At 42.9% G+C, this 11,609-nt stretch carries 12 protein-coding genes; 2 read left to right on the top strand and 10 right to left on the bottom strand.

The window, feature by feature from the left end; genetic code table 11:
* The first annotated feature begins 418 nt into the window (after nt 1–418).
* On the top strand, nt 419–985 hold the full coding sequence (locus ICN46_RS11455) for a tyrosine-type recombinase/integrase (RefSeq protein WP_215302003.1): 567 nt from the start codon (nt 419–421) through the stop codon (nt 983–985).
* 117 nt (nt 986–1,102) lie between these two features.
* Here the strand turns inward: ICN46_RS11455 and ICN46_RS11450 are convergent, their stop codons facing one another.
* The 10 genes from ICN46_RS11450 to ICN46_RS11405 all read right to left on the bottom strand — a co-directional run bounded on the left by ICN46_RS11450 (nt 1,103) and on the right by ICN46_RS11405 (nt 11,343).
* Nucleotides 1,103–1,693 (bottom strand): Fic/DOC family protein, encoded by a 591-nt coding sequence (locus tag ICN46_RS11450; RefSeq protein ID WP_215302001.1) that lies wholly within the window; start codon nt 1,691–1,693, stop codon nt 1,103–1,105.
* Nucleotides 1,671–1,862 (bottom strand): antitoxin VbhA family protein, encoded by a 192-nt coding sequence (locus ICN46_RS11445; RefSeq protein ID WP_215301999.1) that lies wholly within the window; start codon nt 1,860–1,862, stop codon nt 1,671–1,673. Before ICN46_RS11445 ends, ICN46_RS11450 begins: the two co-directional genes overlap by 23 nt.
* Nucleotides 1,863–2,003: 141 nt before the next feature.
* On the bottom strand, nt 2,004–3,215 hold the full coding sequence (locus ICN46_RS11440) for a tyrosine-type recombinase/integrase (RefSeq protein ID WP_216208910.1): 1,212 nt from the start codon (nt 3,213–3,215) through the stop codon (nt 2,004–2,006).
* Nucleotides 3,216–3,418: 203 nt separating this feature from the next.
* A complete protein-coding gene (locus ICN46_RS11435) occupies nt 3,419–4,171 on the bottom strand; it encodes a hypothetical protein (RefSeq protein ID WP_216208908.1) in 753 nt (250 codons plus the stop codon).
* A gap of 10 nt (nt 4,172–4,181) precedes the next feature.
* Entirely contained in the window at nt 4,182–4,919 is a 738-nt protein-coding gene (locus ICN46_RS11430; RefSeq protein WP_216208905.1) for a hypothetical protein, read from the bottom strand.
* A 322-nt stretch (nt 4,920–5,241) separates the two neighbouring features.
* A complete protein-coding gene (locus ICN46_RS11425) occupies nt 5,242–5,397 on the bottom strand; it encodes a hypothetical protein (protein WP_215301990.1) in 156 nt (51 codons plus the stop codon).
* 420 nt (nt 5,398–5,817) lie between these two features.
* Nucleotides 5,818–6,387 (bottom strand): HXXEE domain-containing protein, encoded by a 570-nt coding sequence (locus ICN46_RS11420; protein ID WP_216208901.1) that lies wholly within the window; start codon nt 6,385–6,387, stop codon nt 5,818–5,820.
* Between the two features lie 374 nt (nt 6,388–6,761).
* Nucleotides 6,762–7,589 (bottom strand): sterol desaturase family protein, encoded by an 828-nt coding sequence (locus tag ICN46_RS11415; RefSeq protein ID WP_216208899.1) that lies wholly within the window; start codon nt 7,587–7,589, stop codon nt 6,762–6,764.
* Nucleotides 7,590–8,064: 475 nt separating this feature from the next.
* Nucleotides 8,065–9,486: a mechanosensitive ion channel family protein gene (locus ICN46_RS11410; protein WP_216208896.1), complete on the bottom strand. Its 1,422-nt coding sequence runs from the start codon at nt 9,484–9,486 to the stop codon at nt 8,065–8,067.
* 24 nt (nt 9,487–9,510) lie between these two features.
* Nucleotides 9,511–11,343: a cache domain-containing protein gene (locus ICN46_RS11405; protein ID WP_216208894.1), complete on the bottom strand. Its 1,833-nt coding sequence runs from the start codon at nt 11,341–11,343 to the stop codon at nt 9,511–9,513.
* Nucleotides 11,344–11,354: 11 nt separating this feature from the next.
* Here ICN46_RS11405 and ICN46_RS11400 point away from each other — a divergent pair.
* The coding region (locus tag ICN46_RS11400; RefSeq protein ID WP_216208892.1) for a hypothetical protein at nt 11,355–11,609 on the top strand (255 nt) is incomplete at its 3' end.

Here is an 11,609-nt window from a genome sequence, read left to right as displayed (position 1 = left end):
TTTGTAAAAGTACTGGCGTTAATAAGCCAGTGTTTATAGCAACCAATGTGGATTTGAACTAATTGACGCTTTAAATTTATACAAAATTTACCTCAAAAAAGCCCTATACGCAAAGATCTAACAGCTTCGCAATACTGAGTAGTTGGCATTAATAAAAACAGCGTATAGGGCTGATTTGAGCTACTAGCAGTAATTCGTGGGATTTTCGCCACGATCCGCACTAAATACAAGCATTGATTCGTCAATAAAAACGATTAAGAAAATATACATTTTCTTAATCAAATTATTTTTGGTTTACTAAGTCATTGATTCTTGGAAGGTCTTTTGATTACTATCCGAACTTGAGCCTCGGTTGTCCTTTTGGAAATAAGAAAACATACTTTATGTGTAATTTTATTTATCAAAGGAAAACCCATAAATGGCACAAGCTAAAACCCTCACCCAAGCAGAGCTCGATCAAATACTGCGTTATGTCTCCACTAAGAAATATCCGCAGCGTGACAGAGCTATCATTCTCACCAGTTTTTGGTCGGGACTTCGCGTCGCAGAAATTGCATCGCTTAAGATGGGCGATGTTCTCAATATTGATGGCAGTATCAAAAATGAAATCCGTTTGTCTGCAGCTCAAACGAAAGGCGGTCAACCGAGAACCGTATTTCTTCCTAAGAAACTACAAGACGAATTATTGGCCTATGTCGGCACTAGACATGCCAAGATGCCAGAGATCCCTTTTTTCCATACAGCAAACAGACTGGGATTTTCTGCCAACGGCTTATGCGTATGGTTTTATTGGAACTACAAACACTCTGGCATTTCTGGGGCAACGAGCCATTCAGGCAGAAGAACCTTTATTACGAATTTAGCCAATAAAGGTATTTCAGTAAGAGTTTTGGCTAGTTTGGCAGGCCATAAATCCATTGCCGTTACCCAAAAATATATTGACGTAAATGACGATATGAAACGCAATGCAGTAGAGCTCATTTAAGTTTGTCGGTTTAACCGACAAACTAGTGTCTCTTTAAGTGACGCTGGTAATGTCAAATTACCACAAATCAAGCACTTTTCAGCCCAAGCGTTACTTTAAGTAACGGTGTGAAACTGCTTATTGGCTGCTGAGCTTATCTAGAATGAGTTGCGCTAGCGCCTTCTCGTCACCAAAAAAGGCTAACTCCATTGCTTGATACATTTGGGACTGGTTTAGATCGGAATAATTGAGCCTAAACCCAGCCTCGCTAGCTAACTGAGCAATAAACACTCGCTGCACCCGTCCATTGCCATCCCGAAATGGATGCAAGACATTAATCTCAGAAAGATAGTGGGCTAACTTCTGTGCAACTTGCTTGATATCTTGATTTTGGAATAAATGCTCTTTAGCTAAATTACTGAATAAAGTTTTAGCGGCTGAATCAATCATGCGGATATTTGCAAAACGGCTATTTTCACGGCTTATATCTACAGTCCGAATCTTTCCAGCCCAATCATAGACATCTTGAAAAAGAGCATAGTGAATTGCTTGTAAATGCGCTAAATCAAAATTACCTTGAATTGGCTCTAAATCTAAAGCCACTAAACGCGAAGCAGTCATATCAGACTCAAACGCCTCAAGCTCATTTTGATCCCTAAAGCCCAATTTGTTTTGCAATACCGGAGAACCCGGATAGCAATAGACACTATCCGCGTCGTAGCGCGACATAGCGTTCTTTAGTCTCTGCAATGATTTGATCGATTGTTTTTGATCCACCAATAAAGGCATCAAAATCTTTCATCAACTCATTGCTAGGCTTCATACCCTCTACCCGCAAAGAACCCAAGGCATTGTCAACAATGTCTTTTCGGTTTAAGGTAGTTTGATTATTTTTCATAAGGGCTGTTTTATCTATATTACGGTATTTTAAGGGGTGCTTCCAGAAAATTAAACCCTTCATTAAGACCTGCCAGCAAATAGGGCGTAGGTTGTAGCGTCGGGTAAAACCGACACCAAATGGTCATCCCCTCACCCATCTCTACCCTGCCAATCTTTCCGCACTCATCATTGGTGTTAATTTTGAATAATGACGTTCAATCATCCCCACGCTAGTACCCATTTGTTTTGCCAATGTGTGAATATCAATACCATCTGCCAATCTAAATGTAGCGTAGGTATGTCGCAGGCTATACAAGGTTCTATTCTTACCAGTAGCATCCTTTAATAAATTAGATTCAAGCATTAGCCGCTCAAATACACTATCCAGACTATGCGGAGCATCCCCTTCAGGAAATACAAACACCTTGCGATCTAACTTGGCTTCAATCACTGCATCGAGATTGGCATAAGGCAAAGCCTGCCAAGCAATTAGCCGCTCTAAGGCCTTAATCACAAAATGTCGGGCAATCAGATACCTAGGCCCAGTTTTACCTGACACCCAGATCCGTAAATAGCGTTTTTCACCAATCCAGTGCCATTGCAACGATTTCCAACGTATTGGCATACTCTCCGTTCCTTGTCTAATGCCTGTTCCTAACAAGAACTCCACATACACACGGCAAAGTCTACGCATATGGTTACTGCGTTGATTACGACCAAAACGCTCCCAGTCTTGCATGTATTCCAGTAAGTAATTGACCTCCTGTTGATTAAATGCAGGCCTAATTTCTGCCCTATCAGCGTTTACCTCTAATAATGGAATGGTGCGATTTCGATGGATTAAGCCTTGCTCTCTAGCCCTTTCAATTACCCGCTTATAAAGCCCAGCATGACGCCTTTGGGTATAGGTCTTGGGATTCTTGCCCATCCGAGATATGCGCCAAGCCACATAGTCATCTACTAGCTCTTGGGTGATGTCATTGATCTGGTAGCTACCAAAGAATGGGATCAAGTACTTGGTGTAGATGTGTATGTAGTCAACATGGGTACGTTTATTGGGATTGGCCTGGACTACTCGGGCAGCCATAGCCAGCTCTTGCGTGGCTAGTTGGCGAAAAGTGCGAGTCTTAATGGCTAGATCGCTGGCTAGCTTGACCTTGACTGTTTCATAGATGGCAATGGCTTGGGTCGTGGCCTCGGCCACTTGATCGGATCCAGTACTGGCAGAATGCCAAGAGCCAGTAGAGAGCTTGAAACGGCATTGCCACTGGTGGCTCGTGGGCCTCTTATAGAGGATGACGGCACTATCAAGAAGTTTGATGGGCTCATCATCAGTGATAACGGTAGAAAATAAGAGCGATAAATTATTCATTACAAGCGTCACTTAACAAGACACTTGTAATTATGTTTTCAGATTTGCGTTTGGGCGACCTGAATTATTTACTGTCGGTTGCGCCTGACGTTACGGGATCAGGGCCTTGATAGACTGCTTCTAATCACAAAGCAGACCCTAACCCTACATACAATCGACAGGCTCAAAACGACCCACAACGGCCCTTTGCAAGCAATCACTATTTACTGCAAACCGTTGTAAAGTAATAGTGAATTAAGAGTGGTGTACGAAGCCGAATTATTGCCGGCCGCAGGTAAAACTAAAGTATTTAAGGTGGTGACAGCTACCGCCCCAGCAATGTCCATAGCAGACCCTTGCGCTTGAATAGCGGTTAAAGCGGTGGCTGCGGTTCCTAAGTCAGCCACTTTTTGACTAACTGTCGTAGCTGTATTAAAACTTGTAACTAAGGTATTAAACGAGCTATCAGGGATATAACTGGCGCCATTGACCATTCGTGTTGTGCCATCAATAGCCGACAGCAGCTTGTTTACACCAGATCCGCCAGTCATGATTGCGGTAACTGCGTATGCGCCACCAGCATCACGAAATGCTTTAGCAGCCGTATCGTAGCCAGCAATATCCGTTTGAACCCAAGCATTTGAAGATGCAACTGAAGTTGCAAAGTTATTGACCCAGGTAATTTGCCCAGTAGTGCTGCTATAGACTGGAGAGTTAATGGCTAAGGTATCGATATTTTTAATATCAACAGAAAGCGTTAAATTGATAGCAGCTTGATCCAATAAACCAGTTGCTACGGGATCAGCTAAAGCAAACGCTGTTCCTACAGCTTTAAATGCATTGACTACGCCAAGCAAGTTAGTTAATGCTGGCGCAACAGCTACCGATGCTGGTGCTACAAAGGTAAATGCGGTTGGTGGCGCTGCAAAGGCCAGAGCTGAAATTGTAAGTAGCGAGGCTACAAGGATTTTTTTCATTGGTACTTTCTTAAGGATTCAATATTTCTCTAGGGTCATTAGCCGTTTTAGCTTTACCACCTGATGTTGTAGGCGCAATTTCGACCACCTTCTCGGGTATACCGGGTGAGTTTTGCACTCTCCTGGCCATAATGCGCACTTCTTTATTGGCTTTGATGATTTTTTCTTCAAGATCAACAGTTGATTCACCCATCTCTTTTGCATCATCAAACTCTGCTTGCAAGTTTGCCAATCTGTCCTTTGATACTTGTAAATAGACTGTTGGGCTCGATGTCCTGATAGCTTTTTCTATATCCTTGTTTTGCAGCATCATCACTACAGCCGCATTACCAAAACCCAAGGCTGCCATCCTCTGGCTGTTCTTTAATAAGACACAGTTGTCATCCACATAAGTACTGCCGCCTGCAAGTCCCAATCCCAGGATCGATCCAGATGCAGATACAGAGCCAAGACAGACATCGCTACCGGCAGCCGTTAAACCCGGAGCATACATAGTAGGAACTGAATAAACTTTTGCCGTGGTAGTCCCCGGATTATTGCTATTCACGTTGCCATACCCACCCGTAACATTAGTCGAGTTTTGCTGGGTACCAATATTGCTACCCAATAAATTAGATTGCCCACCCCCAACCGAAGTATTCGTTGCACTAGCTCCCGTAGAGTTGACATCATTGGATGTCTGGCCTGATGCAGATGAAATGAATAAGGCCAAAATAAGTAAAAAAAGTAAGCGGATAAATCTCTCCATTTTTTAAGCGCAACTTGCGCCCATAGAGCGGCCATTAGCTGGTCGCTTTGACTAACATGATTTAAAATGATCACGTCTTACCTGCTATAACTGCAGCTAAGACGTTTAATAGAAGCCCACGAAGAATCGCTAGCTAATGAAGTGATTAGCAGCAGTTATTTAACAAACTAGTTCTGGAGGGGTGAGACCTACTCTAATTCGCTAGAGAGGACGACTGTTACGTAGGATTAAGAAAATCAAGTGCTATAACAGTTATTAGCCTTGAGCCAAGTACACCTTACTCTTTTAATCATCAAATAGATACAACCTATTTTGTTGAAGGTTATAAAGGGCCAATGAGTGCCTCAATGGCTGTTTTGAGTTTCAAGGTATGGCCGCTACTGGCCGATCTATGCCCCCAGCCGCCGCCAATCATCCAGTTTTTGAGTGTCAGCAAGCAACCCCATAAAAGCCAGCTGACCGTCACGTAACCGGACACTTCCGAGTCGGGTCAAACCGATACTAGATTACTAGGGTCAAAATTTCATCTGAGTCGCTGAGTCGCTAATAGTCACACAGGATCACCTACGCCCTACCAAAGGCCACTCCAACACCGGCCAAGCTCATCCATGATTAGCCACAATCGAGCCAATAGATAAGCCTGAGACAACATTAAATAGTGAGGATTTGGTCTGCCCAGCACGATTCGAACGTGCGACCTACGCCTTAGAAGCTTTAAAAATGTGGTTAAACAATACTAAAAACAATGCGTTTAAGGTGCCGATTAGAGATTATTGAGTCTGGAATGGCTTCCACAGGGAGTTGAATAGTCGGACATTTAATGTGTCGGGTAAATCGATAAAGTGGGAATCCTAAGGGAACTGAAAGAATTGACTAGCTTGGGAAGCCAAGTCTAATACTATGCAGTATTTATATTCAGTTGTTTACGCCTTCGTAGAAGATGCCCCATGATGCTCACATGAATTAATATTGCTATAGCGATTCCAAGATACTGGAATATGCGATCACTATCAAAATTGACTTGATAAATTGTATAAATGCCCAATGGCATGAACAAAATAAGAGCAGTAATAAGTCCCGGGTTATAGATACGCAAAACGAATCCCGCTAGTATATGCACGATAGCATTTACTAAAACAAGGTAAGTTGCTATCAGTCCATAGCCAGGATCTAAATAAAAAGCCAAATACAGAGAAACAGCAATTACTCCCCAAACCCCAAAAATATTAATTACAAAACCTGCTTTGTGAGTTAATAAGTTCTTGCCATGCCCAAGATGATTATTGATAAAGACTCTAAATCGATCACCATCCCACTCTTCATACTGGTGCAGCATATAGATAGGCAAAGTCAAATAGAAAAGCTTTAGCTCAGTTGACCAAGCTAGAGTCAGCAACGGCATTAATAACAGCAGAAGCAGGCCTGCTAAAAAGCCGCCATAAACCCAATTTGAATAGATTCTATTCATCATCTAGCCCAGCTTACTCTAATAACGATCAATATCCAAATTCTTTAAAGATCTCATCAGCCAAAATGTTGTTTAACCTAACCACCACGATTCGAACGTGCGACCTGGGCCTTACTCCTGGCTTACAAACCCATCGTATAAGTGGCCATGACTGTCGTTGTTGATACGGCTTGGTATGGTTCTTGTCTATATATACCTGTAATGCCTAGTCTTTGGCTCTTGGCTACCAAATTTCTGGAAAGAACAAGACATGCCAAGAATGCAAAAAATCTATACACAACTCAATGAATCTGAAATCATTTGTGCAAGAGATCAAGGCAACTTGATAAAAGAGTACGTCCTCTCTGAGATGAAACGACTTTCATAAAATATATTTAGGTGGGCGGCGAAAATATTAACTTCACTTTATTTTTTATCCCCGGAGTATTAATCAATTTAATCAGTAATTGACGCCACACTCTAAAAACAACTTCGAAGGGATTGGCAGAATGATTAGGATGGGTTAATCCATAACTAATCTCGACGCCCTGCTCTTCTTTAGCATAGGTTCCAAATAAACGATCAAATACGATCAAAATCCCACCATAGTTTTTATCTAGGTACTCAGGATTACTGGCGTGATGTACCCGATGAGCTGATGGTGTATTCAAAATACCCTCCAGAAATCCCAGTCTGCCAATGAGCTTGGTGTGCAGCCAAAACTGATACATCAGGTTGATCGACAGCATGGTAAAGACCAGAATGGGGGAAAAGCCTAGCAGTACCAGGGGTAAAAAGAAGACCCAGCTAAAAGACAGGAAAGGCATCCATCCCAAACGATAAGCGGCTGATAAGGTCATTTCATTGGGAGAGTGATGCGTGCTATGGGTAGCCCACATCAAAAAGACTTCATGGGAGGCGCGGTGGTACCAGTAATAGCAAAACTCTAAGCCAATAAAGAGTGCCAGATAAACCCACCATGCATTGGGCATTGTATAAATTCGGTATTGCCATACAAAACTGGCCATAACCCCTTGGATTAATAAACGGTTCACAATGCCGGTCAACTGGTGACCTAGACCCACCCCTAAAGAGGTTGCACTCTCTCTCCAAGGATAAGATTGAGTGAATTTCTTTTTGTAGCAATAAGACTCCACCAGAATTGCTAGCGCAACCAGCGGTAAGAAAAACATTAGTTGATAGTTTGAGAAGTACTGTTCCATTCCGATATTAAAGGATCCGGTAGATAAGGACGCCTAGATTCTAATAGACAATCTGTTGGTTTACCCGACAAAATTACTGTTGACCCAGTTGCTCACAGTTCACCAGACCCCTAACGCTAGACCAAGGTAAGTCTCTACGCCGGCCAAGCTCATCCATGATTAGCCACAATCGAGCCAATAGATAAGCCTGAGACAACATTAAATAGTGAGGATTTGGTCTGCCCAGCACGATTCGAACGTGCGACCTACGCCTTAGAAGCTGTAAAAATGAGCTAAAACAATAGCAGAAACAATGACTTAAGCCTTGCTAGATCAGGTGTGGCGTACGCACCGAGATCACTGGAATCAAGTGGAACTGGCTATATGGTGCGTGGCATCTGCAGGCGATTGGTTGGTTCTATGTCTAATATATTGGGTAAACCGACAAACTTGGGATGCAGATGCAATATGAAGCGCATCAGAATTTCTTTAACTATTAAATGCTGCTTGCGTGAGTTTCTCTGCCGTAATTTGCCTCTAGCTGGCCAATATAGATATTTTTGACATGGCTAATTTCTCCGGGCTTAAGAGCTCCATCAACAGATACGACACGCTCTTCCTCAAGATTTAACTCAGCCAAGGTCGAAGCAAATATCTCGATTAATTCAGGGTATAGCCCGAGTAATTTTTGCAGCGATTCTTTACTCAGCTCATAAATTAGCGCATCTGCTTCAGCAGTAACCGTTGCAATATGTGGCATGAGCGCAAATAAAGCCTGTCGCCCAAAAAACTCTGTAGCAATAAAGCGTTGCTTTACTAATGAATCGTTTGCATTAATCATCATGCGTGATGCCATACCTTCAGCAATAATAAAGATGGCATCATTACGCTGTCCAGCGTGAACAATGATATCCCCAGGTTTAAAGCGGCGAGGAACCAACTCATTACTGATGCTGACCCATACCTCTTTAGAGCATTGATGAAACAACCTAACCTGCTGGACTAGGTGATACAGATCTAAAGAACGATTGGCAATTTTGATCCTATCCTCAACGTCTACACCAGAAGAGATAGTGATATTTGCTACTCGCATGCTCTCTAAAACGCTCTTAATAATGGCATGCTCCGCAGGTTTTCGATCGCGATAGTCTGTGATGACATATTGAATTTCATACTTAACGCCTGAATCAGTTAATTCCCGGGCATAAACGTATGGAGGAGAAACAAATTTCACTCCAATAGCGCCAAGGGTAGCTGCATATAAAATACGCTCAGCACTTTCAACCGAAACATCGTAATCAATATTAAATGTAAGGCTCTGCTTGGTATTAGCATTGGGTAAATCTAAATTAATAACCACTGCATCTGAAATTTTGACGTTTGGGATATAGATTGCCTCAAGTGAATCTGTCAATAAGACCGTATTACGCCAAGTAATCTGATGGACTCTACCAACATACTCACCGATCTTGACCTTGTCGCCAACCTTGAAGGTATCCTCAAAGTTAAGCATGATGCCGGTAGCTAAAGCAACAGCAAAGTCTTTTAAGGCAAAACCGAGAATTGCTGCAGATCCTGCACCAGTCACAATCAGAGCTGAAATATTTTGCTTAAAAACCAATGACAGAATGAGGCAGCCGCCAATAAAGATGACAATGCCAGAGCAAATATCACCGATTAAGTTAGGTACCTTAACGTTCCAAGCGCGCTCGATGTATCCGTGAATAAATTCTTGATTAAAGATGCGTGCGGCTAAGAATGTAAGCGAAGCACTAAAAGCGCCCACCACCCATTGCCACACCATTTCATCCGGAAATCCGGTAACTAGCGCTATAGGCCCAATAAAACTGTCCCGCATCAGACTTAAAAAGCCCAATGCAATTGTTAAGACAGCTAATAATCGGTAACCTTTTTTCATTGAAAGAATTCCTGTTATTGAATCTTAGGCTGCCGTTGGAAAACGAACTAGGAAACCAGGGGCATCAGCTGAACCAGCCTCTAAGGTGCCTCCAAAATGCTCAATCACAGCCTTAGCCAAAATAATGCCAATCAACTTTTCACGTTTTCCATCAGAGATGAATCCAGTAGATAGCTCAGCCATAAATTGACGAGCCTCATCCAGCAAAGCGGCAGTAGGCGCCAAATATCCTGCATAAGCTGATCCTGAAAAGTTCAGAATCAATGAATCCTCTCCATTTGAGCGCAAAGAGATATTGAGTAGCCCAGAACCCGATGCATGCGTTGTGTGTGTGATTAATCTAGATATGGCGCCAGCAAGTAATCGGCTATCCCCATAGGTGGATGGCACACCATCTGGGACATCAATATTTACTTGCAAGTTTGGCAAGCGTCTCGAAAGGTCTAGGCTCTTCAAGACATCTTCTAGTACGGCCGGAACGGAAAGTGGTTTAGCTTCCGCTCTGACTAAGGTTTGACGAAATAACTCGATCTGCTCATAGTCGGCCACAAGATGCCGAAGGCTATCAATTTCTTGAATCGAAAAGTCAACCCTATTGTCGATATCACCTTTATTTGAGGCACTACCTGCCTCTAGCGCGTGCTTGATTCCGGAGATTTGACCTGAGACGGCTAGCAAGGGGCTATTAATAGCCGCCATCAAATTAGAGAAATAGCGTCGTTTAAGAGTTTCCAGATCTTTGAGCTTCTCAATGGCAGCATCACCCCGTGCCAAGCGATCCTTAAGCGCTCTTCTTTCGGCGCCAATTGAACCCAACATACCGGTACGCAAGTTATCTAATTTTGAATAGGCAGCAACCAATGCTGCAGCCAGTAACAAAAATAAAATGCCACCTTTAATGACTGCAGATTTAAAAGCAGCATTAAATTGATCGGTCAAATCATCTACCATCGCAATGGTGATGGTAGGCTTGCCTACAAAGTTATATATCGGAAATGCTTTGACAAAAATTTTCTGGCCATTATTGTCGACGATCTTGTACTCCTTACTTCTCGGATCAAAATCAATTGCTTTAATAATGTCACGTGTCGCAGGATCAGAATAGTTGATGTAAATATCTTCGCCCTTTTCGGCATCTTCTTTTTCATTTCGAGCGCGCTCTACTTGAGCAAAGCGTTCTTTTGTAATGCTAGTTGCCCATTGGAAGTGGGACTCTACTGATGCGCCGTTGAGTGGGAGTGAAAAATCGCCCACAAACTCCAGAATCCCGTAGAACTTATCATCCCAGATGACGGGCACAATGCCACGAATACCAATCACACCGCCCTGCCCAGTTTCTACTGCCATGATGCGCTCTTGTCTGGCATTTGCAGCCACAATCGATGCGCGGAATTTAGAACCATCAAACTGTCCTAGCTCTGGTGCACCTGCTCTATAAAACATCGTAGCTGGTGGTATCCAAAAGTTCACTTGATTGACTTCATGCTTCTCTTTTAGGAAGGCAAAGAATGGATCTATCTGCGCTGCTAAAGCTGCTCTATCTCGCTTAATAAAAGGATCTATAGTGACCCTGCTTCGCAATAAAGTGTCTGCACCAATACCCATCGCCCGAAACCTGGCTTGCTTAAGCTCTGTGAATACGACCTCAAATTGTTTGGCGCGGCCATCTGCCAATTCGACTACATGCTCTGTCTGTGTTTTATATGTCGAGGTTGCATAAAAAATAGAAATGAGAGCGGAGCCTAAGACCAAGCTGATCACCAAACCTACACTGAGTTTTTGTTTCGTCTGGGGTGTCTGCACCATACCAATAGTGGCAGCTTTATCAGTCGAAGTTTCTTGATTCTTTTCAGCCATTCCGGCTCCCATTGGTAAATGAACTTAATATTCCTAAATCGCGCAATCAATTGATTGCGCTTGATTATGAGGCAAAAGTGGTAAATTGCCATCCTCCCTATTCACCAATACGGGGTAGTCTGAAGGGGGAAATGGGTAGTTTGGCCTGCCCAGCACGATTCGAACGTGCGACCTACGCCTTAGAAGCTGTAAAAATGATCAAAAACAATAACTTACACAATAGCATAAGCCTGGCTAAATCTGGTGTCCTATACGCACCGAGAATC

The organism is Polynucleobacter sp. Latsch14-2, from assembly GCF_018881925.1.
Lineage (GTDB): Bacteria > Pseudomonadota > Gammaproteobacteria > Burkholderiales > Burkholderiaceae > Polynucleobacter.
Note: the sequence above shows the minus strand (reverse complement) of the source record. Positions and strands in the feature narration are given on the sequence as shown.

Bases quoted from the DNA above. Each gene is read 5' to 3' on its own strand.
- ICN46_RS11455 (WP_215302003.1), top strand. From the start codon at position 419: ATGGCACAAGCTAAAACCCTCACCCAAGCAGAGCTCGATCAAATACTG.
- ICN46_RS11450 (WP_215302001.1), bottom strand. From the start codon at position 1,693: ATGTCGCGCTACGACGCGGATAGTGTCTATTGCTATCCGGGTTCTCCG.
- ICN46_RS11445 (WP_215301999.1), bottom strand. From the start codon at position 1,862: ATGAAAAATAATCAAACTACCTTAAACCGAAAAGACATTGTTGACAAT.
- ICN46_RS11440 (WP_216208910.1), bottom strand. From the start codon at position 3,215: ATGAATAATTTATCGCTCTTATTTTCTACCGTTATCACTGATGATGAG.
- ICN46_RS11435 (WP_216208908.1), bottom strand. From the start codon at position 4,171: ATGAAAAAAATCCTTGTAGCCTCGCTACTTACAATTTCAGCTCTGGCC.
- ICN46_RS11430 (WP_216208905.1), bottom strand. From the start codon at position 4,919: ATGGAGAGATTTATCCGCTTACTTTTTTTACTTATTTTGGCCTTATTC.
- ICN46_RS11420 (WP_216208901.1), bottom strand. From the start codon at position 6,387: ATGAATAGAATCTATTCAAATTGGGTTTATGGCGGCTTTTTAGCAGGC.
- ICN46_RS11415 (WP_216208899.1), bottom strand. From the start codon at position 7,589: ATGGAACAGTACTTCTCAAACTATCAACTAATGTTTTTCTTACCGCTG.
- ICN46_RS11410 (WP_216208896.1), bottom strand. From the start codon at position 9,486: ATGAAAAAAGGTTACCGATTATTAGCTGTCTTAACAATTGCATTGGGC.
- ICN46_RS11405 (WP_216208894.1), bottom strand. From the start codon at position 11,343: ATGGCTGAAAAGAATCAAGAAACTTCGACTGATAAAGCTGCCACTATT.